23 protein-coding genes are annotated in these 26,562 nt (G+C 54.2%); 9 read left to right on the forward strand and 14 right to left on the reverse strand.

Annotated elements, in window-relative coordinates; translation table 11 throughout:
* Window positions 1-97: 97 nt before the first annotated feature.
* Window positions 98-1,225: a 23S rRNA (guanine(1835)-N(2))-methyltransferase RlmG gene (rlmG, locus tag ACP3TC_RS02120; protein WP_313853882.1), complete on the forward strand. Its 1,128-nt coding sequence runs from the start codon at window positions 98-100 to the stop codon at window positions 1,223-1,225.
* Window positions 1,226-1,255: 30 nt separating this feature from the next.
* Here rlmG and ACP3TC_RS02125 read toward each other — a convergent pair whose 3' ends face one another.
* Window positions 1,256-3,277 (reverse strand): FAD-dependent oxidoreductase, encoded by a 2,022-nt coding sequence (locus ACP3TC_RS02125; RefSeq protein WP_426817418.1) that lies wholly within the window; start codon window positions 3,275-3,277, stop codon window positions 1,256-1,258.
* 290 nt (window positions 3,278-3,567) lie between these two features.
* On the opposite strand from ACP3TC_RS02125, the gene idnD reads away from it, so the two are divergent.
* Genes idnD through ACP3TC_RS02140 form a run of 3 tightly spaced genes read left to right on the forward strand, consistent with a single transcriptional unit; the run spans window position 3,568 to window position 6,742 of the window.
* Window positions 3,568-4,599 (forward strand): L-idonate 5-dehydrogenase, encoded by a 1,032-nt coding sequence (idnD, locus tag ACP3TC_RS02130; protein ID WP_426817419.1) that lies wholly within the window; start codon window positions 3,568-3,570, stop codon window positions 4,597-4,599.
* 13 nt (window positions 4,600-4,612) lie between these two features.
* A complete protein-coding gene (gene idnO, locus ACP3TC_RS02135) occupies window positions 4,613-5,377 on the forward strand; it encodes a gluconate 5-dehydrogenase (protein WP_313853876.1) in 765 nt (254 codons plus the stop codon).
* Between the two features lie 45 nt (window positions 5,378-5,422).
* Entirely contained in the window at window positions 5,423-6,742 is a 1,320-nt protein-coding gene (locus tag ACP3TC_RS02140; protein WP_313853874.1) for a gluconate:H+ symporter, read from the forward strand.
* 45 nt (window positions 6,743-6,787) lie between these two features.
* Here ACP3TC_RS02140 and ACP3TC_RS02145 read toward each other — a convergent pair whose 3' ends face one another.
* From ACP3TC_RS02145 to galB, 8 genes are all read right to left on the reverse strand, one after another.
* Window positions 6,788-8,110 (reverse strand): c-type cytochrome, encoded by a 1,323-nt coding sequence (locus ACP3TC_RS02145; protein ID WP_390902420.1) that lies wholly within the window; start codon window positions 8,108-8,110, stop codon window positions 6,788-6,790.
* Window positions 8,111-8,121: 11 nt separating this feature from the next.
* Complete coding sequence (locus ACP3TC_RS02150; RefSeq protein WP_313853873.1) at window positions 8,122-9,723, reverse strand: GMC family oxidoreductase; 1,602 nt, start codon at window positions 9,721-9,723, stop codon at window positions 8,122-8,124.
* On the reverse strand, window positions 9,716-10,246 hold the full coding sequence (locus tag ACP3TC_RS02155) for a sugar dehydrogenase complex small subunit (protein WP_313853872.1): 531 nt from the start codon (window positions 10,244-10,246) through the stop codon (window positions 9,716-9,718). The genes ACP3TC_RS02150 and ACP3TC_RS02155 overlap by 8 nt, the downstream gene beginning before the upstream one ends.
* A 27-nt stretch (window positions 10,247-10,273) precedes the next feature.
* Window positions 10,274-10,726, reverse strand: coding sequence for a GlcG/HbpS family heme-binding protein (locus tag ACP3TC_RS02160; RefSeq protein ID WP_313853871.1), 453 nt, complete (start codon window positions 10,724-10,726; stop codon window positions 10,274-10,276).
* A 149-nt stretch (window positions 10,727-10,875) separates the two neighbouring features.
* Window positions 10,876-11,757, reverse strand: coding sequence for a DUF1932 domain-containing protein (locus ACP3TC_RS02165; RefSeq protein ID WP_426817420.1), 882 nt, complete (start codon window positions 11,755-11,757; stop codon window positions 10,876-10,878).
* Window positions 11,750-12,859, reverse strand: a complete 1,110-nt coding sequence (locus tag ACP3TC_RS02170) for a 4-oxalomesaconate tautomerase (protein ID WP_313853868.1) — start codon at window positions 12,857-12,859, stop codon at window positions 11,750-11,752. Before ACP3TC_RS02170 ends, ACP3TC_RS02165 begins: the two co-directional genes overlap by 8 nt.
* A 1-nt stretch (window position 12,860) precedes the next feature.
* Entirely contained in the window at window positions 12,861-13,574 is a 714-nt protein-coding gene (locus ACP3TC_RS02175) for a 4-carboxy-4-hydroxy-2-oxoadipate aldolase/oxaloacetate decarboxylase (RefSeq protein WP_426817421.1), read from the reverse strand.
* A complete protein-coding gene (gene galB, locus ACP3TC_RS02180) occupies window positions 13,571-14,314 on the reverse strand; it encodes a 4-oxalmesaconate hydratase (RefSeq protein ID WP_313853865.1) in 744 nt (247 codons plus the stop codon). Before galB ends, ACP3TC_RS02175 begins: the two co-directional genes overlap by 4 nt.
* A gap of 131 nt (window positions 14,315-14,445) precedes the next feature.
* On the opposite strand from galB, the gene ACP3TC_RS02185 reads away from it, so the two are divergent.
* Window positions 14,446-15,672, forward strand: coding sequence for a LysR family transcriptional regulator (locus tag ACP3TC_RS02185; RefSeq protein ID WP_426817422.1), 1,227 nt, complete (start codon window positions 14,446-14,448; stop codon window positions 15,670-15,672).
* 32 nt (window positions 15,673-15,704) lie between these two features.
* Here the strand turns inward: ACP3TC_RS02185 and aroQ are convergent, their stop codons facing one another.
* The 5 genes from aroQ to ACP3TC_RS02210 all read right to left on the reverse strand — a co-directional run bounded on the left by aroQ (window position 15,705) and on the right by ACP3TC_RS02210 (window position 20,661).
* Window positions 15,705-16,130: a type II 3-dehydroquinate dehydratase gene (gene aroQ / locus ACP3TC_RS02190; protein ID WP_052902855.1), complete on the reverse strand. Its 426-nt coding sequence runs from the start codon at window positions 16,128-16,130 to the stop codon at window positions 15,705-15,707.
* 9 nt (window positions 16,131-16,139) lie between these two features.
* On the reverse strand, window positions 16,140-16,964 hold the full coding sequence (locus ACP3TC_RS02195; RefSeq protein ID WP_313857812.1) for an amidohydrolase family protein: 825 nt from the start codon (window positions 16,962-16,964) through the stop codon (window positions 16,140-16,142).
* A gap of 5 nt (window positions 16,965-16,969) precedes the next feature.
* Window positions 16,970-18,229 (reverse strand): gallate dioxygenase, encoded by a 1,260-nt coding sequence (locus ACP3TC_RS02200; protein ID WP_426817423.1) that lies wholly within the window; start codon window positions 18,227-18,229, stop codon window positions 16,970-16,972.
* A gap of 19 nt (window positions 18,230-18,248) precedes the next feature.
* Window positions 18,249-19,628 (reverse strand): MFS transporter, encoded by a 1,380-nt coding sequence (locus ACP3TC_RS02205; RefSeq protein ID WP_313853861.1) that lies wholly within the window; start codon window positions 19,626-19,628, stop codon window positions 18,249-18,251.
* A gap of 307 nt (window positions 19,629-19,935) precedes the next feature.
* Window positions 19,936-20,661, reverse strand: a complete 726-nt coding sequence (locus ACP3TC_RS02210; protein WP_426817424.1) for a polyphenol oxidase family protein — start codon at window positions 20,659-20,661, stop codon at window positions 19,936-19,938.
* Window positions 20,662-21,288: 627 nt separating this feature from the next.
* On the opposite strand from ACP3TC_RS02210, the gene ACP3TC_RS02215 reads away from it, so the two are divergent.
* The 4 genes from ACP3TC_RS02215 to ACP3TC_RS02230 all read left to right on the forward strand — a co-directional run bounded on the left by ACP3TC_RS02215 (window position 21,289) and on the right by ACP3TC_RS02230 (window position 25,887).
* A complete protein-coding gene (locus ACP3TC_RS02215; RefSeq protein ID WP_426818228.1) occupies window positions 21,289-21,924 on the forward strand; it encodes a carbonic anhydrase in 636 nt (211 codons plus the stop codon).
* Entirely contained in the window at window positions 21,921-23,396 is a 1,476-nt protein-coding gene (locus ACP3TC_RS02220; RefSeq protein WP_426817425.1) for a SulP family inorganic anion transporter, read from the forward strand. The genes ACP3TC_RS02215 and ACP3TC_RS02220 overlap by 4 nt, the downstream gene beginning before the upstream one ends.
* A 258-nt stretch (window positions 23,397-23,654) precedes the next feature.
* Entirely contained in the window at window positions 23,655-25,079 is a 1,425-nt protein-coding gene (locus ACP3TC_RS02225; RefSeq protein WP_426817426.1) for a diguanylate cyclase, read from the forward strand.
* A gap of 166 nt (window positions 25,080-25,245) precedes the next feature.
* Complete coding sequence (locus ACP3TC_RS02230) at window positions 25,246-25,887, forward strand: hydrolase (RefSeq protein ID WP_313853856.1); 642 nt, start codon at window positions 25,246-25,248, stop codon at window positions 25,885-25,887.
* Window positions 25,888-26,562 lie beyond the last annotated feature (675 nt).

A 26,562-nucleotide genomic window follows, 5' to 3' on the forward strand; every position in this document is an offset into this window, starting at 1 on the left:
GGACTCCTGGATCAATAGAAACTGATCCCATTGTGGGTATATACTGCGCCCCCCTTCAGGGGTTTGAATGCGCAAATATTATCATGCCGGAGATCCAATGAGCCAACTCGAACTGAGCAATCGCACGCTGACGCTGCATCGCTTCCCGCAAATGGATGATGAGAGTCCGCTGCAGGCCTGGGATGCCGCAGATGAATATTTGCTGCAGCAGCCGTTACCGCTGGACGGTAGCGGCCCAATTTTGATTTTTAACGACAGCTTTGGCGCGCTGGCCTGCGCACTGAGCGAGCATCAGGTTTACAGCATCGGTGACTCACTGATGAGCCAGCTGGCGACGCGTAATAATTTACACCACAACCAGCTGGATGAAGATAACGTCACTTTTCTTGATAGCATGTCGGCCCTGCCAGCAGCGCCTTCCTGCGTACTGATTAAAATCCCGAAGACCCTGGCTCTGCTTGAGCAACAGTTGCGCGCACTACGCGAGGTGCTGACGCCGGACACGCTGATTATTGCGGGTGCCAAAGCGAAAGATATCCATAATTCGACGCTGCAACTGTTTGAACGCGTGCTGGGTAACAGCAAAACCTCACTGGCGTGGAAAAAAGCGCGGCTGGTTTACAGCACTTTTAGCAATCCACCGCTGAAAGAGAGTGACGTTATTAACGTCTGGCCGCTGGATGGCACGTCTTATCAGATTCACAATCACGCCAACGTGTTTTCGCGCAATGGCCTGGATATTGGCGCGCGCTTCTTTATGGCGTATCTGCCGGAGAATATCGAGGGTGAGATTGTTGATCTTGGCTGTGGTAATGGCGTAATTGGTCTGCTGGCGTTAGAGCAAAATCCGCTGGCAGAAGTGCATTTTGTTGACGAGTCTGCCATGGCGGTGGCATCAAGCCGACTGAATGTTGAGACTAACCGGCCAGATGATTTAAGCCGCAGCCATTTCGCGGTGAATAATTCGCTAAGCGGTTTCCCATCCGATCGCCTGCATGCGGTGCTCTGCAACCCGCCGTTCCATCAGCAAAGTGCGATTCACGACCATATCGCCTGGCAGATGCTGAATGATGCGCGTCGCTGTCTGCAATACGGTGGCGAGTTACGTATCGTCGGCAACCGCCATCTCGGTTATTACCAGAAGATGAAGAAGCTGTTTGGTAATTGCACCACCGTGGCATCCAACCAGAAGTTTGTGATTCTGCGCTCGGTGAAGTTGCGTTAAGTTATTGTACGGGCGGCGAAAACGCCGCCTCTATATTTCTAACGCCAGTCGCGTTCCCTGCGCAATGGCGCGCCGCGCATCCAGTTCCATTGCCACATCGGCCCCCCCAATAATATGCACCGCAATTCCCAAAGCGCTTAACGGTGCTGCCAGTTCGCGTCTGGACTCTTGCCCGGCGCAGATCACCACATTGTCTATCGCCAGCGTTTGCGGCTGGCCGTTACGTAAAATATGTAATCCATCATCGTCAATACGCTGATACTGCACGTCACCCCACATTTTGACGCCGTGCGCTTGCAGGCTGGCGCGATGAATCCAGCCGGTGGTTTTCCCCAGCGTTGCGCCCGGTTTACCCGCTTTACGCTGCAGCAGATATATTTCGCGCGCGCTGGCTGTTGGCTGCCCACCTTCAGGTGCCAGTCCACCGGGATGTTGCAGTGAACGGTCAATGCCCCATTCGCGGCAGAATGCCCTGGTATCAAGGCTGGCAGAGTGGCCGCAGTGACACAGATATTCGGCGGTATCAAAACCGATGCCGCCCGCGCCGATAATTGCCACGCGTTTTCCTACCGGTTTTTTATCCCGGATAACTTCAAGGTAACTCAGCACGCTGGGATGGTCGATGCCTTCAATGGCTGGCGTGCGCGGCAAAATACCGCTGGCGAGAATCACCTCGTCATACTCAGCTAACAGACGGGTGTCCGCCCACTGATTAAGTCGCAGTGTGACGCCGTTTAACGTCAGCTGTCGGCGATAGTAGCGCAGCGTTTCATTAAACTCCTCTTTGCCAGGGATCTGGCGGGCGATATTGAATTGCCCGCCGATATCACTGGCAGCATCAAACAGCGTGACTTGATGGCCGCGTGCTGCGGCATTAACCGCAAACGCCAGTCCCGCCGGGCCAGCGCCGACTACCGCCAGCTTTTTCAGGCGCTCAGCGGCAATGACGGGCATCAGGGTTTCGTGGCAGGCGCGTGGGTTAACCAGGCAGGAAGTGACTTTACCGGCAAAAATTTGATCGAGGCAGGCCTGATTACAACCGATACAGGTGTTGATCTCATCAGCTCGGTTCTGCTGCGCTTTCAGCACAAATTCTGCATCGGCAAGAAACGGGCGCGCCATCGAAATCATGTCGGCGCAGCCCTCATCCAGCAGGGTTTGCGCCACGTTCGGATGATTAATGCGGTTGGTAGCGATCAGCGGCAGAGTCAGATGCTGTTTCAGCTTTTGCGTAACCCAGCCAAAGGCGGCACGCGGCACTGAGGTGGCAATGGTTGGCACCCTGGCTTCATGCCAGCCAATACCGGTATTGATCAGTGTGGCACCCGCTTGTTCAACGGCTTTGGCCAGTTGAATGGTCTGCTCAAGCGTATTGCCATCTTCCACCAGATCGAGCATCGACAGACGCCAGATAATAATAAACTCGTTGCCGACAGCGTCACGCACCGCGCGCAGGATCTCAATGGCAAAGCGCATTCTGCGCCCGAAATCCCCCCCCCACCGATCGTCGCGCTGGTTGGTGCGGGCGACCAGAAACTGGTTAATCAGATAGCCTTCCGAGCCCATAATTTCAACGCCATCGTAACCCGCCTGCTGCGCCAGACGTGCGCAGCGGGCGAAATCAGCAATGGTGCGCAGGATATCCTGATGACTCAACATCTGTGGTTTAAACGGGTTAATCGGTGCCTGCAACGGCGAAGGAGCCACCAGTCCCGGTTGATAGCTGTAGCGCCCGGCATGCAGGATCTGCATGGCAATTTTGCCTCCGGCCTGATGTACCGCCTCGGTTACCGGACGATGATGCTCAAGCTGTTGCTCGTCATTCAGCACCGAACCGCCGGCGACCACTACGCCTTCAGGCGAAGGCGCAATGCCGCCGGTAACAATCAGCGCCACGCCCGCACGGGCGCGCTCCGCGTAAAATGCCGCCAGCCGCGCGGCACCGTCAGGATGTTCTTCCAGTCCGGTGTGCATGGAGCCCATCAGCACGCGATTTTTTAGCTGGGTAAAACCGAGGTCGAGCGGCGAGAAAAGCGAAGGCGCTGAATGCATACGAATGTCCACCGGAAATTGTTATCAGAATGTTGTGTGGTCGGATGAGTTGAATTTAGCCTTTGCCAACCGCAAAGAGCAACTATCCCGACTGAAGCTGTGAGGCGCTTCAAAGAAACGCACACTTTTTATGTGGAACTGCAATCGTACTCTGGCCACCTGAAAGCCAAACATGGTTCACGTTATGCGTAACATCAATTTCGTAACAGCGTTTTAAGTGATCTTCTTCACAGTTTTGTCCGGACGAAAACTATCTGATGTGCCTCAACGATTGATGTCCAGAGGTAGCAATGAATACAACAACTCAGTCATGCGTGATTAATGGCAAACAGCAGGTCGGGGTGATCAGCCAGCAAGTCAGTTATCAGGGCGAAGGCACGCTGGTGCGTATTACCCGTGGCGGCATTTGCGGCTCCGATCTGCACTACTACCAGCATGGAAAAGTGGGCAGCTATGAAGTCAAAATGCCGATGATCCTCGGCCATGAGGTGATTGGTCAGGTAGTGAAAAGTGACGATCCGGCGCTGAAAGAGCAGCAAAAAGTGGCGATCAACCCGTCAAAACCGTGCGGCAGCTGTAAATATTGCCTTAGTAATGAAGAGAATCAGTGCGTCAGCATGCGCTTCTTCGGCAGTGCGATGTATTTCCCGCACGTTGATGGCGGTTTTACCCAGTATAAAGTGGTCGACAGCGCCCAGTGTGTGCCTTTCCCTGACCACGCCGATGAAAGGGTAATGGTATTTGCCGAACCACTGGCCGTCTGTATCCATGCCGCCAATCAGGCGGGTGAACTCAGCGGTCAGAGAGTATTTATCTCCGGCGTTGGTCCGATTGGCTGCCTGATCGCTGCGGCAGCGAAAGCCAAAGGTGCGGCGGAAATCGTCTGTGCTGACGTCAGTGAGCGTTCGCTGATGATGGCGGAAAAAATGGGCGCGACGCAGATTATTGATGCCACCAGCGGCGATTTTAGCGCTTACCTGGCTGAAAAAGGCTATTTCGATGTGTCGTTTGAAGCATCCGGCCATCCTTCCTCGCTGCAACGCTGTCTCGATGTCACCCGCGCCAAAGGCACGCTGGTGCAGGTGGGAATGGGCGGTGCAGTACCGAATTTTCCCATTATGACCTTGATTGCCAAAGAGATAAATCTGGTGGGTTCCTTCCGCTTTACTGATGAATTTAATACCGCCGTTAAGTGGTTAGCTACTGGCATCATCGATCCGCTGCCGTTGTTCAGCGGCGAGTATCGCTGGGAAGAGATCGATGCCGCATTGCAGTTCGCCGGAGATAAACAACAGGCGGCAAAAGTTCAGCTGACTTTCTGATTTGGGGAAAACCATGAGCACTCTTTTTTCGTTGAATAACCAACGTGTACTTATCACCGGTTCGGGCCGCGGTATTGGTTTCATACTGGCAAAAGGGCTGGCGGAAGCGGGCGCTGAGGTGATTATTAACGCCACTACTCAGGCGGGCGCGGAACAAGCCGCGGCTCAGCTGACGGAGCTGGGACATAAAGCACACGCGCTGGCGTTTGATGTGACGCAGTCAGCGGCAGTTAATGCGGCGATTGAACAGATCGAAAGCCAGATTGGTGCCATTGATGTGCTGATCAACAATGCCGGCATCCAGCGCCGTCGCCCGTTCCTTGAGTTTCCCGAGCAGGACTGGAACGACGTGATTGCGGTGAATCAGACCGCGGTGTTCCTCGTTTCACAGGCGGTGGCACGCAAAATGGTCAGCCGCCAGCGCGGCAAAATTATCAATATCGGCTCAATGCAGAGTGAGCTGGGTCGCGACACTATTACGCCGTATGCCGCTTCGAAAGGAGCGGTGACCATGTTAACGCGCGGCATGTGCGTTGAGCTGGCACGTCACAATATTCAGGTTAACGGTATTGCGCCCGGCTACTTTAAAACCGAAATGACTCAGGCGCTGGCTGACGATGAAGCGTTTACCGGCTGGCTGACCAAACGCACCCCGGCGGCGCGCTGGGGCAATCCGGAAGAGTTAATTGGTGCGGCGGTGTTTTTATCCACCCAGGCCTCTGATTTTGTGAACGGCCACCTGCTTTTCGTTGATGGTGGAATGCGGGTCGCAGTTTAAGCAACTAAACCTGTAGTTACCTGTACCCCTTTTAGGAAAATTTCTATGCCGATTACAATAATAGCAATGGGCGTCATTCTGCTGCTGCTGTTGATGATAGTGTTCAAGGTGAACGGTTTTATCGCACTGGTGTTTGTTGCGGCGGTGGTGGGTATCGCCGAAGGCATGACGCCGCTGGAAGCGGTGGCGTCGATCCAGAAAGGCATTGGCGGCACGCTCGGCAGCCTCGCCCTGATCCTCGGCTTCGGTGCAATGCTCGGCAGGCTGGTCTCTGATACCGGTGCCGCCCAGCGCGTTGCGACTACGCTGATTGCTGCTTTTGGTAAACAGCGCTTGCAGTGGGCGCTGATGATTACCGGCCTGATTGTCGGGCTGGCGATGTTCTACGAAGTGGGCTTTGTGCTGCTGCTACCGTTAGTCTTTACCGTGGTAGCGGCGGCGCAGATGCCGCTACTGTATGTCGGCGTGCCGATGGTGGCTGCGCTGTCGGTTACCCACTGTTTTCTGCCACCGCATCCGGGGCCGACGGCAATTGCCACCATCTTCGGCGCTAATCTCGGTACTACGCTGCTGTATGGCATGATCATCACCATTCCGACGGTGATCATTGCCGGGCCAGTGTTCTCCAGATTTCTGAAAAGTTTCGAAAGAACGCCGCCGGAAGGGCTATTTAATCCGAAAATCTTCGAAGATCATGAAATGCCGGGCTTCTGGACCAGCATCTTTGCCGCGGTAATTCCGGTGATCCTGATGGCGGTTGCGGCGGTATTTGAGCTGACGATGCCGAAAGAGAATCCGCTGCGCCAGTTCTTTGAGTTTATTGGTAATCCAGCGGTCGCGCTGTTTATCGCGGTGGTGATCGCAGTGTTTACCCTTGGCTTACGTAATGGCCGCAAGATGGAACAGGTGATGGACATGTGCGGCGATTCGATTGCTGCCATCGCCATGATTGTGTTTATCATCGCCGGTGGCGGGGCGTTTAAGCAGGTGCTGGTGGACAGCGGCGTTGGTGATTACATTGCGGATATGATGAAAGACTCTTCGCTGTCACCCTTGTTGATGTGCTGGACGGTTGCGGCGATGCTGCGCATCGCTCTCGGTTCGGCGACGGTTGCCGCAATCACCACTGCCGGTATTGTTACGCCAATTATTGCCGTTACCCATGCCGACCCGGCATTAATGGTGCTGGCGGTGGGTTCCGGGAGTGTTATTGCTTCGCATGTCAACGATCCGGGCTTCTGGCTGTTCAAAGGCTACTTTAACCTGACGGTGGTTGAGACGCTGAAAACCTGGACGGTAATGGAAACGTTGATCTCGTTCCTTGGGTTAGCGGGCGTATTGATTTTAGATATGATCATTCACTGATTGATTGTCCGGGCGGTTTTTCCCCCGCCCGGACAATTGCCTGAATTACGGCTTATCGCCCTGCGCGTAGTGGGCAGGTGAAGGCAGTTTCGCATCGCTGCGCAGCTTCGACACCTCTTTCGCGCTAGCCGTTGCCGCGGCCGGATTACCAAACTGCTTACTGATGTAGTTAGTCAGATCGGCAATCTGCTGGTCACTCAGTTCGGTGGCAAACGACGGCATCAGGATTTCACCCTGAGTCATATGACGGCGCACCCCATTGAGGATCACCGACTGGACATTACGACTGTCGGCGGCTCCGGTACTGGTATGGTTAAACAGTGACGGATAAGCATGGAAACCCTTACCGACACCGCTGCCATCCGCGCCGTGACAGCTGGCACAGTTACCGACAAACAGAACTGCACCGGCGTTGTCCGCACGCTGCTGTGCGGTCGCGCCTCGCAGCAACACCGCATCCTGCGTCGGTTTACCCCAGTCGGCGCGCGGCCGCGTCTGCTGTTTATCTGCGATCGGTTTTACCGTACGCAGATAGGTGGCGATATCGTGCAGATCGCTATCCGGCAGATATTGCAGGCTGTGTTCAATTGCCTCGGCCATCGGGCCGGAAGCGCTGGCACGTCCGGCAACATCGCCGGTTTTCAGGTAAGTTACCAGTTCCTGTTCTGACCAGCTGCCGATACCGGCATTGCGATCCGGCGTGATATTAAAGGCGATCCAGCCGCCAAGATCGCCACCGGCCAGCGGCTTATCGTTGTCCATGCCCATGGTCAGATTGCGCGGCGTATGGCAGGTGCCACAATGTCCAAGGGCTTCAACCAGATAGCGGCCGTTATTCCACTGCGCGCTTTGCTCTGGATCGGCTTGCAGTTCTCCTTCATCAAAGTTAAATAACTTCCAGAAGTGCATACCCCAGCGCTGGTTGAACGGGAAGGGCAGATCGGTTTTTGGAGTTGGCTCATGGACCGCAGGCAGCGACATCAAATACGCTTTGATCGCCAGCACATCGTCGCGTTTCATTTTGGTAAATGAGTCATAAGGCATTGCCGGATAAAGCTGCTGCCCGTCTTTACCGACGCCGTCGCGTACCGCAGCGACAAACTCGTCATCACTCCAGTCACCAATGCCATACTGCTTATCTGAGGAGATATTGGTGCCATAGATCTGACCAAACGGCGTGCTGACGGCAAAACCGCCGCCAAACAGCGGGCCATTGGTTGAGGTGTGGCAGGCGGTGCAGTCGGATGCCCGCGCAAGGTATTCGCCGCGCTTAATCTGATCGGCGTTATCAATCGCGCCATCGGCCAGCGCCACGGCACTTTGCGTCAGTGCCAGCGCCATCACTACCGTGTTTAACAGTCGTTTCATGCTGTTCTCCCTTACAAGCTTTTCAGCACGCTGTCGGCCATCCGCAGCGCCAGAGCGGTGCCGGTCAGCGTCGAGTTCACGGTGGAGGCGGATGGCATAATGCCGGTGCCGGCGATAAACAGGTTTTCGTGGTCGTGGGTGCGACAGTTGCCGTCGACCACCGAGTCACGTGGATCGCTGCCCATGATCATGGTGCCGGTAATATGCTGATTGTTGTCATAAACGCCGCGCTTGCTGTAAACCGCTTCGCTGCCGCCCATCTGCTTGACGATACGCTGGAAATCGAGCATTGACTGGTCGTAGCCGCGATGCACGTATTCCGGGAATTTGTACCAGACTTCCAGCTTTGGGATACCCCAGGCATCTTTCTCGGTTTTGCTTAACGTTACGCGGTTTTCCGGCTCCGGCAGCATCTCCAGCAGGCATTTCAGCAGCACGTAACGCTCTGACTGATAAGCCAGTTTTTCGTTAAGCGCCTTGCCGTAGTAACCCTGACGAATCAGGCGTTCGGTGAGATAACGCACCGGTGAGGTATTTGCGAGATCGATACGCAGCGCCGATCGGTCTGCACGGAAGTCGCCGTCGCGTAGATTATTGATGCTGCCCGGACGCATCGGCCCACGGCCAAACCATACCGGTTCATCGGCATAAAACTCGACGGAAGAACCAGGGTGATCCATCAGATTGCGGCCCACCATGCCTGAGCTGTTGGCAATACCGTTCGGGAAGCGATCGCTGGTCGAAAGCAGCAGGATTTTCGGGCTTTCAATACCGTTGGCGGTCAGTACAAAGCGTTTGCCGGTAACGCGGTGGCTGACTTTATTGCGGTCAAGATAATGCACCGCCTGAATGGTGCCGCTATCGTCGGCTTCAATGCGATACACCACCGCATTGGCGACGATTTTTACGCCGGCATCCAGCGCTTTACGCGCGGAAATCCCACCGTGATACTGCGCATCAATCGGGCATACCGGCATACAGTTATTATTGCCGCAGCAGGCTGGACGACCGTCGTAAGGGATGCTGTTACGCGCCTGCGGACCAATGCCCACATCGTAACCGAGACCCGCCACGCGCTGTTTAATGCGTTCAAAACCATACGGCAGCGGAATCCCCGGAATCGGATAAGGACGCGAGCGCGGTGACTGTAAATCGTCATCACCTGAAACGCCCATCTGGTATTCCGCGTCGCAATAGTAAGGCTCCAGATCGGCATAAGAGATCGGCCAGTCACGGCCAATGCCGTACAGCGAGTGAATTTTCATATCGTTCGGTAACAGGCGGAAAGCCTGACCCGCCCAGTGCCAGGTGGTGCCGCCGATGCCGCGCAGATACTGAGCGCGATAGGCATCCGGGCCTTTCTGGATCAGGTAGTTATTATCTTTCGGCACAAATTTTGGCTGTGGCGCCCACGGCTCTGGCGGATAGGGTTCGGTAAAGTCGCCTTTAAACGGTGAATTTCGAAAGTACTCTACCGCTTCATCACGTTTGATTTCCGGGCCGGACTCCAGCATCAACACGGATACACCCGCTTTGGCCATTTTCAGCGCGGCCAGTGAACCGGCAATACCGGCACCAATTACTACCACATCGGCATGTAAAGCATCAGACATTTTTCCCTGTCTCCTTATGTGGCGGTTGCGTCCAGAAATTGGGCTCACCAGGGGCATAACTTGGCGGCGTCAGTGAATCACGCACTAGTGCGTAACTGACGATATTTTCAAAGGCAATGCATTGCGGTTTGCTCTCACCGACCACGCCGAGATACCAGCCGGAGACCAGCGCCTGATAAAGTTCGCGCAGCGGCTGAGGCTGGCTGGCAAGCAGCGACAGCAGCGCTGCGCCCTCGCTTTCCTGCTGCTGATTCAGCAGCGTCGACAGACGATCAATCTGCTGGTCAAGTTGCGGAAATTGCTGATAAAGCCAGCTGTATAAACGCTGTGACAGCAGGGCATCGGGCTGCTCAATGCCGGTCAGCTGCGTAGAGAGGGCGAGAAAATGTTCGGGCATATTAACGGCAGAGGCCAGCGGTGGCGCAGCAAAAGCCTGGCTAAGCGGCAGCAGATTATGCAGCGCGCCAGCCACCAAAAGGCCCGCCGTTCCGGCTAATAGCCGGCGGCGTGTAAGGGTAACCATGGAACTTCCTGTAAGTGAGTGGTGTTATTATTTCAGTGACTGAGCCGCAGCTTCAGACGACTGATTATCCAATTCCTGTTTTGGTGTACTGACGCCGACGGCGCCGACCACTTCACCATTGAGGGTTAACGGGAAACCGCCACCGAGCGCCACCGCATGCGGTATCGCCAGCACAGTTGTTTCGCCGCTTTGCAGACGTTGCATAAATTTCAGTGAGGGAGCGCGATAAAGCGCAGATGTGCGGGCTTTACCAATCGAAGCCTCTACACAGCCGAGCGGTGCGCCGTCAAAACGCTGGAATGCCATCAGCGTACCGCTGGCGTCGACGACGGCCACGCAGCCGACGCTTTTTTGGCTGCTGAGGTTGTCTTTGACGCTGGCAATCACCTGATTAGCCTGAGCATTGTTAAGTTGAGCGGCACTGGCATAGCCAGCACTGAGCGCCAGCAGCGCAAGGGCGAATGGGGCAAGCAATTTCATGGTGTTAATTTCCAGTAGCAATAAAGAAAGGGTCTGTTGTCAGGGCTAATTTTAATTAGCCCGCTATCTATTTATGTACGTTACGCTACGACGTTATCAGGATGTTAACAATGTGATATAAATAAAACTCATACCTTTATTGATGCTTTTCATGCCTTTGCGTAAATTTTATCCAACATCTGTTGCCAGACGAATGGCGTCAGCTCGGCATACTGCAACTCCCGTTGTGCCAGTGCATCGACCAGTCCCTGCTGCGTTGCAACCGTTGCCTGGCTCATGGCAGCGGGTACATTGACGTCATGCAGCGTCTTCACCACTTCCTGCATCTCTTCGGCGCGGCGTTTGCCGTGCTCCGCCACCCGACTGATCAGATAGTGTGGAAAGGCATCATCCCAGCCGAGCGAAGGAAAACTGGCGTGCAGCGAATCCAGCACCGCCTGTTCGACGCCATACTGTCGTGCTGCGCTCAGACATTCGGTAGTCAGCGCTTCCAGCCCTTTGATCATAATGCTGCGGCACATTTTAATGGCGGAGGCTTCACCTACTTCGGTGCTGCGAAACCGTGCATTCAACCCCAGTCCATTCAGCAGTGCAGTGCAGCGCTCAGCGTCCGGCCCGCCGAGCAGCAGCGGTGTTGCCAGCCGTTTTGGCGGCACCGGTGCCATTACCGCGACATCAATATAGTGAGCGCCGTAGCTTTCAATAATTTCTGCTGCGGCACGTTTGGTGTTTGGCGCAACGGAGTTAAGGTCGAAAAAGGTTTGCTGCGGTTTCAGCAGCGGGGCAGCCTGCTGCGCCAGCGTCAACGCATTGGCGGCGGTGACGACAGAAAATATCAGCGCAGCCCCGTTCAGCGCATCGGCCAGTGACGTGGCGGCACGTACGCCGATCTGCTGTGCCTTGCTGTGCATCGCGTGGTTTAGGTCGGTTAACAGTTTGCTGTCCCAGACGGTGACATGATGGTCTGACGCCAGATCCTGCGCCAGAATGCCGCCTGCTTCGCCGAAACCGATAATGGTAATGTCAGTCATCGTTTTCTCCAGAGTTCGTCTCAGTTGATCGCCAGATATCACCTGGGATTTGCACGTTACCGTCAAACAGCGCGCGTGCGCTGCGCAACAGTCCACAGCCGACGATCTGCTGTTGATTATCCAGCGTCAGCAATACGCTGAATTCACCGCTCGGGTGTTCAACACTCAGGCGTTGCTGCTGGCCTGATGCGGTGCGTGCCAGCCCCTGCGCCACGCTGCCGGGAATCAGACAGGCAGTGGCGACGCTGACCGCACCCAGCACGCCAATCGAGGCATGGCATCGATGAGGTATAAAAGTGCGGCTGGTAATGGCGCCACCGTCACGCGGCTCGGCGATCAGCGTCATTTTTGGCACCGTGCGCTGGCTGACATCACCCAGATTCATTTTTGGCCCGGCCTGAAGTCGAATCGATTCCAGCCGCTGCTTGAGTTCGCTGTCGTTATCCAGCTGTTCGCGGCTTTCAAAACCGCTGCGGCCCACGTCCGCCGCACGAACTAACACCACGGGCATACCGTTATCAATACAGGTTACTGCAATGTCATCAAAGCGATCCTGCGGATGACCGGTAGGCAGCAGCGCGCCGCAGCTCGATCCGGCGATATCCTGAAAATTCAGTACTACCTGTGCCGCACTGCCGGGTACGCCGTCGATCTGCAAATCGCCGTCATAGTCGATCTCGCCGTCCGGCGTCGGGATCTGCGCTTCAGCGATCTGCCCGGTGTTCTGCATAAAGATACGCACCGGGGTGGTGCCGGCACGGGCGGCAACCAGCCCGCGTTCAATGGCAAAAGGGCCGACCGCAGCCAGTATATTGCCGCAGTTCTGGCCGTAATCGACCAGGGCCTGATTGACGTTGACCTGGGCGAACAGATAATCGACATCCGCATCTTCACGCTGTGATGCCTGAACGATCGCCACTTTGCTGGTTAGTGGATCGGCTCCGCCGATGCCGTCGATCTGGCGCGGATCGGGCGATCCCATCACCGCCAGCAGCACCCGATCGCGCAGCGCCGGATCGTCGGGCAGATCGCGGGCGAGGAAGCAGGCGGCTTTTGAGGTGCCGCCGCGCATCAACAGACAGGGGATTCGGCGCTGGCGCATATTACTCCTCCAGCTGTTCGAAGCTGTCGACGTAGCGCAGCCCTTTCTCGGCCAGCCGTGGACGCATATTGTAGATATCCAGCCCCAGTTCTCCACGTGCCATTCGGGCGCGTTTGCCTTCTTCCGCATCGGCGCGCTGACGGCTGGCCGCCACCACCTGGCTGGCTTGCTCGCGCTGTACGATAACCACGCCATCGTCATCAGCGACCACCACATCGCCCGGCCAGACCAGCTGACCGGCGCACACTACCGGGACGTTGACAGAACCGATGGTCTCTTTGACCGTGCCCTGTGCGTAGACCGCACGTGACCAGACGGCAAAGCCCATTTCACGCAGGGTGCGGCTGTCGCGAATACCGAGATCGCCGACTAATCCGCGCACGCCACGCGACTGCAATGAGGTCGCCAGCAGATCGCCAAAAAAGCCGTCAATACACGGTGACGTTGGCGCAACGACCAGGATATCGCCCGGCTGACACTGTTCAACCGCGACGTGGAACATCCAGTTATCGCCGGGCGCGACCAACACCGTCACCGCGCTACCGGCAATGCCGCAGTCGCGTTGAATCGGGCGAATGGCCGCATCCAGCAGTCCGTGGCGGCCCTGCGCTTCATGCACTGTTGCAACGCCGAATTCGGCCAGCGCATCAACATCCTGCGAAGCGGCACGGCGAATATTGCGCACCACTACGCCTTTTTTGCCGATGATGCTCATGCCAGATCTCCTGTTACCCGTGGGAAGATGCTCTGATAACCTTCGCCGTAAACAATATTGCGGCTGCTGGTGATGCCGACATTACGCTTGGCCTGCACGCCACGCTGCTGAGCGACGCGCGTGTAGTATTCCCACAGATGTTCCTGACCGGCCATGCACTGAATCGCCTGATATTTTTTGTCCCATACCTCAGTGATATCCAGCAGCACATCAGGCTTCCAGTTGCACTGTTCCGGCTGGTGCGGCTCAAAGCAGTAAACCGGTGGCGCGCCAATAATCGGTTCGCCTGGGCGATAGCCTTCGGCCTGCGCGATAATCCGTGCTTCCTGCGCCAGATTGGTCGCCATCGGGTGATCGTAGTTGTAGGGATCCTGTAGCGAGTGGGTCAGCACAAAGTGAGGCTGAACGCGGCGATAGACATCGGCGAGGCGGAACAGCGTCTCTTTATCGGCACGCAGCGGATAGTCACCAAGATCGAAAAATTCAATGCTGGCACCGAGGATATCGGCAGCAGCATGGGCTTCCTCACGGCGTGAGGCTTTTACCTGCTCTTCGGTCATGCTACTGCCTTTACGCCACAGCTTGGCTGACTCGCCGCGTTCGCCGAATGAAAGACAGACAACATGCACGTCATAGCCCTGGGCGCTATGCAAAGCAATCGCGCCGCCTGAACGCCAGACGAAGTCAGCGGAGTGGGCGCTGACAACCAATGCGGTTTTTTTGGTAGTGTTCTCAGTCATGATCGAATTCCTTCGCTGTTTTTTTCCATGCTGTCACTCTGGCTGAGAAGGCGATAATTCATTTGATTGCAGCAGGTATGCGTTTTATTTATATTCCCCTATCAACAGCACTGAATTTAGCGGGGATAAACATGCAGGATAACAGCACGCACGACCTGATAAATCTTATGCAAATCAGGGCGTTCAGTCAGGTTGTTGCTCAGGGAAGTGTGTCACGTGCGGCCGATGAATTATTCCGCACGCAATCGGCAATTACCCGTTCAATTCGTGATCTGGAACTCACTTTGGCGGTGCCGCTGTTCGAGCGTCACGCCGGGGGCATGATGCTGACCGACTTCGGTAAATGTGTCTTGCCGCGTGCCCATCGTGCCATTGCGGAGCTGCATCAGATTCCACAGCTGCTGGCGAAACTGCTGGGCAAAAGCAGTTCCAGCCGGCTGGATACCGAACCGCTGTATCTGTTTAACGTCCGTCGTCTGCAAATCTTTGTGATGCTGTGCCAGGCACATCACATGCAGACGGTGGCAACGCTGCTGGGGCTGAGCCAGCCGGCGATCAGTGCGGCGCTGAAGGTGCTGGAGAATGGCGCAGGCGTGGCGCTGCTGGAGCGCACGCCGCACGGCATGATGCCGTCGCTGGCCGGGCAGGAGATCGAAGCCAATATTCGTCGTGCGCTTAATGAATTACGCCATATTCCGGCAGATATTGCCGCGCGCCGTGGCGTGCTGGAAGGGACAGTACGGGTCGGCGCGCTGCCGCTTGGGCGTACCCGTCTGCTGCCGCAGGCCATTGTTGCGCTGACTTCGCGCTATCCGGGCGTCAAAGTGGTGACCAATGAAAGTGCTTTTGGGGCGCTGGCCAGTGAGATGCGCGCCGGAGATATCGACTTTATTTTTGGGGCACTGCGCGGCAGTGACTATGCGGCGGATGTGACCAGCGAAACCCTGTTTGCGGAGGATATGGTGATTCTCGCGCGTCACGATCATCCACTGGCGCAGCGCAAAGTCGAAAATCAGGATTTACGCAGTGCGCGCTGGGTGCTGCCGCGCTCGGCAACGCCTGCGCGTCGTCTGCTGAATAACTGCTTCCTGGCGATGGGCATTCCGGCACCGGATCCGGTGGTAGAGACCGGCGATCTGGCGCTGTTGCGCGGATTGCTGTTGAATTCCGATATGCTGGCGGCGGTGTCGGCGCATCAGCTGGAATATGAGATGGCGTCCGGCCAACTGGTGCCGTTGTCGGTGACATTGCCGGATACCGGACGGGCAATAGGGCTGACTTTTCGCGCCGGATGTCTGCACTCTCCGGCGGCCGAAGCACTGATCGGTTATTTACGTGAGGTGGCGGGCGCGGATTAAGCGCCCGTACTTAAGCATCTGAATCCCGGAGATTATCGCGCCGCTTCCATTAATGCATACTGATAGCCGCGAATGCCATAACCGCAAATCACCCCTTTTGCGACATCGGACAAAAATGAGTGATGGCGGAATGGCTCGCGCTTATGCACGTTGGTGATATGCACTTCGTAAAGCGGCAGCGCGACAGCAGTGACCGCATCGCGAATGGCAACCGAAGTATGAGTCCAGGCGGCGGGATTGATCACCAGCGCGTGGCCATCCAGGCGTGACTGCTGAATCCAGTCGATCATTTCGCCTTCGTGATTGGTCTGGCGAAACTCAATCGCCACATCCAGCTGCGCGGCGGTGGTGCGGCACAGCTCCTCGATAGTTGCCAGCGTGTCCGAGCCGTAAGTTTCCGGCTCGCGAGTACCGAGCAAATTAAGATTCGGTCCATTCAGCACATAAATCGTTTTCATCTTTTCTCCTTAAAGTCCAAAGCCAAACAGGCGCTGCGGCGTATGCCATAAAATCTGACGGCGGGTTTGCTCATCGGGGAATAGCTTCTCCAGCAGCAGTAGCTGCGTGCCGATATCCATCCGCTCGCTGGCGCGCAGAAACGGCCAGTCGGAACCCCACATGCAGTTTTCTGCACCAAAAGCTTTCAGCAGCGCCAGCAGGTAAGGATGACCATCGCGATAAGGCCAGGCCTGACGGGAAAACTTCGCCAGCCCGGAAAGTTTTACCGCGCTGCGGCCATCGTCGGCCAGCGACAATAACGCCTGGAAAGCCGGTTGCTGCACACCGGCAGTGACGTCCGGCCGTCCGGAATGGTCGATCAACAAGCGGGTACGGCTGCGTTGCAGCAGCGGCATAAGTGCCAACAGCTGATCGTCCTGCACCTGGATTTGGGCGTACAGATCAAGATCGGCCAGCCGCGCCATCAGTCCATCAAGTTTTAAAAACGGTTCGATGCCGAGCATCGCTACATTAAAGGCAATACCAACAATGCCCTGCGCTTTTAACGTCGCCAGCCGGTCACTGTCGATATCGAAAGGGGTAACCGCAATACCTTTAAACTTGCCGTTGCCCTGTTTCAGCGTATCCAGCAGGCAGCGGTTGTCGGTGTTATACGCCGATGTCGGGCCAACAATCAGCGAGTGCTGAATGTTATAGGCTTCCATTACCGCCTGATAATAAGCTGGCGTTGCCAGCTCATGACCGTCCGGATGGTATCCGCTCTCTGGCGCGTAGGGAAAATGTGCCGGATCGAAGACATGGTGATGGCAGTCGATAATTGGTTGCAGTGAAATACTCATCAGGCTGATTTCCCTGCGACGGAATACAGCACCTGCTGATTACGCGTTTTCTGAAATTCTTCCAGCGAAACGCCGCGCATCGCCGAGTAGATATGCAGGTTGGAAACGCCCACTACTGCTCCGAGTTTCTCCAGTAAGAAGAAGCTGACGCCATAGTGAATCATTCCGCGCCAGTCGAGACTATCCAGCAACTGTTGCTCTTCAGCGGTCAGCCCGGCTTCGGCATACAGCGCCTTCGGTTCGCTGCGGAAGCGTTCACGCCAGGCCGGCTGGATCATCCGGTGCAGGAAGCGGTTAATGCGGATAGCTTTCAGGCTACGCGCATGGGTAAACGGATAGGTGCCGGGTAATTTATCCACGCCATCAAGCTGGGCGTTGATTTTATCACGCTGACGCTGGTGGACATCGACCGGTGCTTCACGTGCCTGGTTTTCCAGAATCAGCGTGGCGATACCGGTCATGGACGGCAGATAATAAGCTTCATGCAGCTTTTCAACGTTCGCCGATAGCGCGCCGCGCATCACTAACCACATAATTATTTCTGCGCCCTCCATGCCGCCCAGGGTGGCATATTCGGCCAGCGTCATTTCGGTAAGACGCTCCGGATCGTTGACCAGCATATCGATAAACTGCGCATCCCATTCCGGATTGTTAAAGCCGCAGCGCTCGCCGTGTACCTGATGTGACACGCCACCGGTGGCGATTACCGCCACTTTCAGATCTTCCGGAAAGCTTTCTACCGCGCGACGCAGCGCCTGACCAAGCTTATAGCAGCGGCGTGCGCTGGGGATTGGGAATTGCAGCACGCCAACCTGTAGCGGTACCACGGTGGTTGGCCAGCCATCCTGACACGGCATCAGTGCGGATAAAGGTGAAAACAGGCCGTGATCCAGCGGCTTATCCTGGAAGAACGACATATCAAATTCGTCCGCCATCAGGCTGGCGCCAATGTGCTGAGACAGCGCAGCGTGGCCTTTAATCGGGGGTAAGTCGCGTGCGCCACCGCCTTCGTCGGCGACGGCATAGCTATCGTCGATCCCCAACACAAACGCCGAGTAGTGATCGAAGAAAAACGAGGTGACGTGATCGTTAAATACATACAGCAGCACGTCAGGTTTTTTCTCTTCCAGCCAGCGCTGCATCGGGGCGAAGCCGTCGAAAATGGGTGCCCATGCGCTCTCTTGCTGCTTGTTATGATCGACTGCGAAGCCGATTGTAGGGGTATGCGAAACCGCCAGACCGCCGATGATTTTTGCCATTGTTGACCTCTTACTTCACTTATCGATTATTCATGGTGCGCGAGAGCGCAGGAAGATCGTTGAGATCGATCCCTTTCATCTGCTGCTGAACGCGCGCTTTTTGATGACGGGTGATCACGATCGCTGCCAGTAAAGCCGGGAGTGACAAAATGATAAAGATGCTTGTCTGACCCGGGAAAACGCCAAGCAGCACGCCGCCAAGCGAGGAACTGAGAATCGCGCCGCTGCGGCCGATGCCGTGCATCCAGCACACGCCGGTAGCGCGCATTTCTGTTGGATAATAAGCAGGGGAGAACGCCTGCAAACCGGTTTGCGCGCCGTTAATGCATACGCCGCTGAAGAACACTAACAGAGCCAGCACTTCCGGACCGAAACCAAAAATGCCTTGTGACAGCAAGCTGCAGCAGCCGAGGAAATAAAAACTGCCAATCACATATTTTGCCTGCAGGCGATCCATCAGGCTGCCGACTAACAGGCCACCGACGGTGCCGCCCAGCTGGAATAAGCCCGCAACGATAGCCGCACGTTCCAGCGACACGCCGCCGGTGCGCATAATGGTCGGTAACCAGCCATTCAACAGATAGATGACAAATAAACCCATAAAATAGGTGGTCCACAGCACCACGGTTCCGCGGGCGTAGCCACGGCTGAACAGCTGCAGCACCGGTGCTTGTTTCGGGATTACCGGCGCGTTAAGCACAAAAGCGGTGCTGGCTTTAAACTGTCCACCGAGTCGCGTCAGTGCGGCAGCAATTTTTTCCCGCGGGCTGTTGCGTACCACCATATACATCGCTGATTCCGGCAGAATCCACACCAGCAGTGGCAGCATCATTAACGGAATAATGCCGCCAAAACAGAGTACGGCTTTCCAGCCATAGTTCGGCAGCATTCCGGCGGCGATAAATCCGCCCAGCCCTGATCCGATATTAAAGCCGCTGTACATCAGCGTGATCATCAGGCTGCGGCGACGCTCCGGCATATATTCAGAAACCAGCGTCACACAGTTGGGCATCACTGCACCCAGCCCTAAACCGGTCAGAAAGCGCAGTAGCGCCATCTCCATTGGTGAGCGGGCAAAGGCGCTAAGAAGGCTAAAGCTGGCGAAGCAGGCTATTGACAGTAGCAGGACGCGCTTGCGGCCAAAACGATCGGACCAGGGGCCGGCAATCAGTGCGCCAAGCGCCACGCCAAACATCGCGCATCCCAGAATCGGGCCCATTTCGGCGCGGGACATTCCCCAGTCCTCAATTAGCGCCGGGGCGATGAATCCCATCACTGCCGCATCGTAGCCATCAAACATGATGATGATGAAGCAGAGGGCCAATACCAGCCATTGGTAGCCGGATATCGGACGGGAATCGATCCACTCCTTTACGTCGACAATTTCGTGGTTGCTCATAGGGTACGCTCTCAATTTTTTTTATTAATACGTGATCGGGTTAAAATTTTTTCCACGTTGCACAAACTGCAGTGCAGATCCTTAACGCCAATACGTGATGCGATTTTATAATTTTTTATTTTTAAAACAATTGTTTATATTGATAACGATGTTTATCGTTGCTACCACGTTAGGGGGCTGATACGGCTTTGTCTGCCATAAAATCGTTATAAAGGTATGAGTTTTGTTTATTCGATGAGCAGGATCGAAAATTTGAATAGGGCAGGGAGAAAGGACGTTAAAAAGATATCTATCCATGACAAGTGGCTCAATTGCAGCGTTGAATCCATGAGTAGCGCGAGGCATAACCGTCGGAAAAGTGAGTGTTACGACGATAGCTGGAGCGCCGCTCGGCCATACAGTAGGTACAAACTTCCAGTATCTCTATCTGCGCGGCCGGAATTCCACGCTGTTGCAGCATTTGGCTGGCTAAGCCCGGCAGATTAAACCAGATGCCTTGATGATGTGCCAGCGCCTGCGGCCGTACTGCCCGCTGATTACGCGGTTGCTGCTGTTGCCACGGCGGTGTTTGCTGCAGTAGCGCATTGTTTTGCATCTCATCCACCAGATCGTGGCCGAGTTCATAGCAGCACGGGCCGATAGCCGGACCGATCGCAATATGCAGGCTGTCGCTACGGGCACCGAGTGCCAGCAGTTGATCGACGGCGCTGAACAGTACACCGGCCAACGCACCTTTTAGCCCGGCATGTACCGCAGCAACGTGATGCATCCGATCATCGGCAATCAGAACCGGCAGACAATCAGCAGTGTAAACCGCTACCGGGCGAGTGGTAACACCAATTACTCCATCGGCATCACAGCTTTTGGCCGGGAACGCCTGCTCATCCTGCACGATCACCGCGCTATGGCGTTGATGCGCGAAAGCACTGTTATCCGGCGGCGCTACTCCTGCGGGCAGGAAAGCATGTTCCAGCCAGCCAAGCCCGGCCAGCAGTGATGAGTAGCGAGAGTTTTCGGTATCCGAAGTTGGCATGTTGAGATCTCAGTTATCACAAACGTCAGCAGGTCTTTAATTATAAATTACTCTACCGACAGTAGGGTAACAATGGGTAAGATTTATCTTAATATTATACCGGGGAAAGATTTAATCTGATTAATTGCGGAAGTAAGCGTTTTCCTAAATATCAACCTTAATACTGTTCAATTGCCCATAATAACTTATCTCGTTTACTGATATACGCAGAATAATTCACTGAAAGAGTAGGGTGAAATAACATGCGAGATATTGGATTGAGACTGGAGTCTTTTTTGAATTGTACTCTTATTAGAAGTGTGGTTATTAATAATATAGGTAAATAAGATGCAACTTTAATATTAACTCAATGAAAACTAAGATTTTTCTTGGTGTGCCCATTAGCATATAAATTACAAGTTTCATTTTTCTTATTTACTAAAGAATACATTTTCTTTAAGTAAAATTACATTCAATTTTTTATTTGTCATTGTGGTCTATTTCCTAATACTCTATTAGTCTGTTAAGTGTTAAAGATTATTCTCCTGACGTTTTCCTGCCGTGAGTAGCTGGGTTATTTCCGCGAGTGCGATTGTGAGATTTATTTATTCGGCCAGATAGAGGCCAGATTGTTGCCACAGAGAGACTATTATTTTGACGACGCTTAAACCCCTGTTAGCTAAAAATCGCAGTTGGGCATTACAACGGCGACAGCGCAATCCTAAGTATTTCGATAAGTATCTGCACCAGCAGAAACCGCATTCGTTATGGATAGGATGCTCTGATAGCCGCGTACCCGCCGAGGTACTGACAGGCTCGCATTCCGGAGAACTGTTTGTGCATCGTAATATCGCCAATATGGTGATTGAGGACGATGACAATTTTATGAGCGTGCTGCAATACGCGCTGGAATATCTCAATGTCTCACGCATCGTGCTGTGCGGTCATTATGGTTGTGGCGGTGTGCAGGCGGCGGTGGCATTACCCAATAGCACGCTGGCGGGTGAAAACTCACCGCTGGCGCGGCGTATTACGCAACTGCGGTCGTCGCTGTCAGACGATTTAGCGGCTTTTCATGCTGATAAGGACGAAGAAAGCGTACGGCAAAACAGACTGGTTGAGGCCAATGTTATCGCGCAGTTCTCCCGGCTGGTGGCCACTGAAGCAGTGAGAAAAGCCTGGCAACAGGGCGTTGAGCTGGATGTCTATGGCTGCGTGTATGATCTGCAGTCGGGGCATCTTACCGAGTTAATTCAGCAATCTACCGAGGAATCCTCACCATGAATCTGAGAACGCTACGCCAGGATCTTCCTGCCGGTCTCGTTGTGTTTCTGGTGGCCTTGCCGCTGTGTCTGGGCATCGCGCAGGCCAGTGGTTTACCGCCGTTTGTCGGACTGTTAACCGGTGTTATTGGCGGGTTGATCGTTACTTCATTAAGCCCGTCGCGCTTTGCGGTCAGCGGACCGGCAGCCGGGCTGGTGACTATAGTGGTCGCCGCCATTGAGACGCTTGGATCGTTCTCCGCTTTTCTGCTGGCACTGATACTGGCCGGTATTCTGCAATTTCTGTTTGGTGTGGTCCGCGCCGGACGTTTTATCTCTCTGGTGCCGGGAAGTGTGATTAAAGGGATGCTGGCCGCGATTGGTATTTTACTGATTATGCAGCAGATTCCGGTGGCGCTGGGGGCGGCTGAAGAGAGCAGCCTCGCGGCGCTGTTCAGCGGAGATTTTATCTTCTCCTCATCGGCTATTGCGGTGGCCGCCACGGGATTATTGATTCTGTGGGTATGGACGACACCGCGGGTAAAACAAATAAAAGGCCTTAGCTGGGTGCCAGGCCCGCTGATTGCGGTACTGGCTGGCTGCATGGCGACGGTGTTTGGCGGAGGAATTCATCCGGAATTTGTCAGCAGCCTACCGCGCATTACACTGCCAGAGTTTGACAGCCTTGGGCAGCTGACCAGTGAACTGGAGCGTCCGGACTGGCAGGCATGGCGTAATCCTTCGGTGTATGTGGTTGCGGTAACGCTGGCGCTGGTCGCCAGCCTGGAAACCTTGCTCAGTCAGGAAGCATTGAATAAATTACGTCCACAAAATCCCTCGCCGTCACCTGATAAGGAGATGCGCGCACAGGGAGTCGGCAATATGCTGTCGGGTTTTTTTGGCGGCTTACCGATTACCGCAGTGATTGTGCGTAGCTCGGTCAACGTCAATGCCGGAGCGCAAAGTAAACTGTCGATTTTACTTCATGGTGCGTTGTTGGTGGTCTGTGGGCTGTACTTCAGTGGCTTGCTTAATGCGATTCCGCTGGCGAGCCTTGCGGCGGTATTGTTATATACCGGATATAAACTGGCAACGCCGCGACTGTTTATTGAACAATTTCGCATGGGGTCGCAGCAGTTTGTACCATTTATGGCGACCATTATTGGAATAATCGTCTTTGGTATGTTGGCGGGTATTGGCCTCGGTATTGCTACTCAAATTCTGTTTAGCGTCTATAAGAGCCATCGCAACGCGTTGCAGCTTACCCGTTATGAAGATCATTACGTGCTGCGCTTTCAGCAAAACCTCACTTTCATGCACAATCCCCGACTGCAAAATTTACTGGCTGAGATTCCGGAAAATAGTGTGGTAATTGTCGATCATGATAATGCGGAGTATATCGATCCTGATGTAAAAGCTGTGCTGAAAGACTTTAGCGAAAATGCCGATGACCGTGGGATCAAGCTAAGCCAGTGGCCAGTTGCAGTTAAATAATTAAGACTCATTCCTTCCTCTGTTAAAAGCGGGTGCCATCGTACAGATAGCACCCGCTTTGTTATAACCGTTGCCGTTTTCCTGTGATAACATCCTGATTAATACAACCAGGAATAATCTCACCAGACAATAATAAACAGAATATTATTTTGCCTTAAGCCGTCTGGCTGGGCACAAATCACTTCAATTAAACGTGTCAGGGCTAACCTCAAACATTATTGAGGTTGAAGCAGTGGAATGTTATGGGTATCAGAGTCTATGCGATTCAATCTGCTTGATGAAAATAATAATAAGGCCAATGCCTTAACGGTGTTTCTCGTGACTGTACTGTTCTGTTTTATTGGCGGGCACCTGCGGCTGCCACCAGAACTGTCACTGTTCTGGCCGGTCAATGCATTGCTGGCAGGAATAATCGTCCGCTTTCCTTTTCTTCATCGCAGCCGAACTTATCTAATTTGCTATCTGGCAATGGTGTTTAATGATTTGGTCTTTTCCGGCTGGGCATCCCGATCTTTTACTATCAACTTTGCCAATATTATTTTCATTCTCATCGTTGCCAGCCTGTTGATTAAACGCAATAAGCCCGTTCCCGGACTGAGCCGTCCGGGCAAAGCGCTGCTGATTTTTCCTGCTTGTTTGCTGGGGGCTTTGGCAAGCGCCACGTGGGGAACGCTGGCTGAAGGGGCGACAGTCGGTGAGAACTTTTTACCGGTATGGAGTGACTGGGTCAGTGAGCAATTCTCGACGGGAGTGCTGTTATTACCTCCCTTGCTGACCCTGCCAGCACGTTTTAGCCTGAATTTATCGTGCTGGCGTCTGAAAAAACTGTTACCTGCTATGGCAGTTTTGGCATCAATTATTGCTGCTGCGTTGATTGGCGGTGCTGGCAGCCTGACATTTCCCCTGCCGGCGCTGATCTGGTGTGCGATTGTTTATCCGATTGCTGTCACCAGTCTGATTACGCTGATAGTTGGCGTCGCCGAAATTATGCTGGTGGTTAACGGGGTAATGAATATTCAGGGTAATGACGAACTGCTGGCTTTGAGTCAGCTGGTTTCTGCGCGACTGGGCATTGCGACGGTCGCCATCAGCCCGTTGATTGTGGCAGTCAGTGTTGATGCCATTCTGCAGTTGAATAAACAGTTGGCGTTGCGCGCCAATTATGATTTTCTCACCCGCTTGCTCTCCCGCTCCGGTTTGTATGAGCAGTTGCGTCAAACAGATGATAGCGGGCAACCCAATGTGCAAAGTGCGGGCGTAATGCTGGTTGATATCGATTATTTTAAAGCGGTCAACGACAGTTTTGGTCACGATTCCGGTGATGCAGTACTGCAAGAGATTGCGAGCCGGATGCGTACCGTGATTGGTGACCAGGGGATGCTGTGCCGTTTCGGTGGTGAAGAGTTTATGGTGGTATTGTTTAATCACGAACAAACCGCGCTGTTTCGGATAGCCGAGCAGATTCGTATTGCCATTTTCATGCGTAAGTTTCTGCTGCAAGGTAATACCGTTAGCATCACCGTCAGTATTGGTATTGCCAACGAAATCCGGCCCCAAAAAAGCCGTGTCGAAACGGTAAATACGTTAATATCGGCGGCGGATAAGCAGCTTTATCAGGCCAAACGTAACGGGCGTAATCAGACCATGCAACCTATTGCGACGGCAGCAGAACCGATACGTTAACCGACGGATCCGCAGTATATCGCTGCGGATGCTCGCTGTTGGCAGACACAAAAATTATTCAACAAGTTGACAAATTCTTTCCGCTATCTGTGAAAACGTTCCTCTCGTATTGTTATCTCCAGCAGCACAACACTAACCGAAAACAATATCCTGAGAGGAAATAATCATGTCTAAATTCGACCTGCTTGATCCACAGAATTCCGCGCTGATTTTCATCGACCATCAGCCGCAAATGTCTTTCGGCGTCGCCAATATCGACAGGCAGCAGCTTAAAAATAACACGGTTGCTCTGGCGAAAGCGGGCAAGGTTTTTAACGTGCCGGTGATTTACACCTCAGTAGAAACCGAAAGCTTCAGCGGCTATATCTGGCCGGAACTGCTGGCGGTGCATCCGCAAGTGAAACCGATTGAGCGCACCTCAATGAACTCGTGGGAAGACGCGGCGTTCGTTGAAGCAGTAAAGGCAACCGGTCGTAAAAAACTGATTATTTCTGCCTTGTGGACCGAAGTCTGTCTGACGTTTCCGGCCCTGATGGCGCTGAAAGAGGGCTATGAAGTGTACGTGGTGACTGATACTTCAGGCGGCACCAGCGTTGATGCCCATGAGCGTTCTATCGACCGCATGGTACAGGCTGGCGCGGTGCCGGTGACGTGGCAGCAGGTGCTGCTGGAGTACCAGCGTGACTGGGCGCGTAAAGAGACTTATGACGCGGTGATGGATTTAGTGCGTGAGCACAGCGGTGCTTACGGTATGGGTGTTGATTACGCTTACACGCTGGTGCACAAAGCGCCACAACGCCAGGCGTAATGTTTTCCATCCGCCGAAGCATTCTCTTCCTTTATAGCAACGCGCTGACTTAGTCAGCGCGTTCTTGATCATTGCTGGTGTCAGATTGGCCGCGATATTGCGCTATCTGCACTGAATCAGCACGTTAGCGGTCGGGCGCTGCAGCTGGAAAGATATCGGTTCGCCGGGCAACAGGCTATAGCTGATAAATTTACCCTAAGGATTGACCGCTTCCGCCAGCGTCTATGCTTCCTGACCACCAATGCAATCCAGCATTGCATCGAGCCCACCCATTACATTCATTGCTTGCACCGTATGCCGATCGTCAGCGCCGCTGCGTGCGCGTGTGTTCAGCTCCCGATAGGGTGATCAGATGTGAAAAGTCAATGGACGACTGATTCATGCGCACTGCAACTTTTCCAGCCTCAGGTGGGCAGGGGAGAGAGTGTTCAAACCCAACACATTCAGCCGCCTGACCATCATTGCGCGCAAAGCGAGGGGTGGCTGCATAGTCATGACATCGTCAGAACAGGAAAAGGGTACTTTAGCAGGGATAATCCAGTAGCACCCTTCTGTCAGAATTTTACGACAGCAATGCTAAATGAAGATATCCGATGTTAATCAGTATGGCTGAAGGGTTTTGGATGAATTCTTCCATTCACAAGCCGTTAACATTTCTGCTGATGTTGCAATCTC

The sequence above is a fragment of the Winslowiella sp. 2C04 genome (assembly GCF_050037805.1).
Taxonomy (GTDB): Bacteria; Pseudomonadota; Gammaproteobacteria; order Enterobacterales; family Enterobacteriaceae; genus Erwinia; species Erwinia toletana_A.

What these genes read in the sequence shown, in the direction of transcription:
- ACP3TC_RS02170 (WP_313853868.1), bottom strand. Translation starts at nt 12,859, where the DNA reads ATGCGCCAGCGCCGAATCCCCTGTCTGTTGATGCGCGGCGGCACCTCA.
- ACP3TC_RS02125 (WP_426817418.1), bottom strand. Translation starts at nt 3,277, where the DNA reads ATGCATTCAGCGCCTTCGCTTTTCTCGCCGCTCGACCTCGGTTTTACC.
- aroQ (WP_052902855.1), bottom strand. Translation starts at nt 16,130, where the DNA reads ATGAAAACGATTTATGTGCTGAATGGACCGAATCTTAATTTGCTCGGT.
- ACP3TC_RS02175 (WP_426817421.1), bottom strand. Translation starts at nt 13,574, where the DNA reads ATGAGCATCATCGGCAAAAAAGGCGTAGTGGTGCGCAATATTCGCCGT.
- ACP3TC_RS02150 (WP_313853873.1), bottom strand. Translation starts at nt 9,723, where the DNA reads ATGTCTGATGCTTTACATGCCGATGTGGTAGTAATTGGTGCCGGTATT.
- ACP3TC_RS02210 (WP_426817424.1), bottom strand. Translation starts at nt 20,661, where the DNA reads ATGCCAACTTCGGATACCGAAAACTCTCGCTACTCATCACTGCTGGCC.
- ACP3TC_RS02165 (WP_426817420.1), bottom strand. Translation starts at nt 11,757, where the DNA reads ATGACTGACATTACCATTATCGGTTTCGGCGAAGCAGGCGGCATTCTG.
- galB (WP_313853865.1), bottom strand. Translation starts at nt 14,314, where the DNA reads ATGACTGAGAACACTACCAAAAAAACCGCATTGGTTGTCAGCGCCCAC.
- idnO (WP_313853876.1), top strand. Translation starts at nt 4,613, where the DNA reads ATGAGCACTCTTTTTTCGTTGAATAACCAACGTGTACTTATCACCGGT.
- ACP3TC_RS02205 (WP_313853861.1), bottom strand. Translation starts at nt 19,628, where the DNA reads ATGAGCAACCACGAAATTGTCGACGTAAAGGAGTGGATCGATTCCCGT.
- ACP3TC_RS02225 (WP_426817426.1), top strand. Translation starts at nt 23,655, where the DNA reads ATGCGATTCAATCTGCTTGATGAAAATAATAATAAGGCCAATGCCTTA.
- rlmG (WP_313853882.1), top strand. Translation starts at nt 98, where the DNA reads ATGAGCCAACTCGAACTGAGCAATCGCACGCTGACGCTGCATCGCTTC.
- ACP3TC_RS02145 (WP_390902420.1), bottom strand. Translation starts at nt 8,110, where the DNA reads ATGAAACGACTGTTAAACACGGTAGTGATGGCGCTGGCACTGACGCAA.
- ACP3TC_RS02160 (WP_313853871.1), bottom strand. Translation starts at nt 10,726, where the DNA reads ATGAAATTGCTTGCCCCATTCGCCCTTGCGCTGCTGGCGCTCAGTGCT.
- ACP3TC_RS02155 (WP_313853872.1), bottom strand. Translation starts at nt 10,246, where the DNA reads ATGGTTACCCTTACACGCCGCCGGCTATTAGCCGGAACGGCGGGCCTT.
- ACP3TC_RS02230 (WP_313853856.1), top strand. Translation starts at nt 25,246, where the DNA reads ATGTCTAAATTCGACCTGCTTGATCCACAGAATTCCGCGCTGATTTTC.
- ACP3TC_RS02185 (WP_426817422.1), top strand. Translation starts at nt 14,446, where the DNA reads ATGCAGGATAACAGCACGCACGACCTGATAAATCTTATGCAAATCAGG.
- ACP3TC_RS02140 (WP_313853874.1), top strand. Translation starts at nt 5,423, where the DNA reads ATGCCGATTACAATAATAGCAATGGGCGTCATTCTGCTGCTGCTGTTG.
- idnD (WP_426817419.1), top strand. Translation starts at nt 3,568, where the DNA reads ATGAATACAACAACTCAGTCATGCGTGATTAATGGCAAACAGCAGGTC.
- ACP3TC_RS02200 (WP_426817423.1), bottom strand. Translation starts at nt 18,229, where the DNA reads ATGGCAAAAATCATCGGCGGTCTGGCGGTTTCGCATACCCCTACAATC.
- ACP3TC_RS02220 (WP_426817425.1), top strand. Translation starts at nt 21,921, where the DNA reads ATGAATCTGAGAACGCTACGCCAGGATCTTCCTGCCGGTCTCGTTGTG.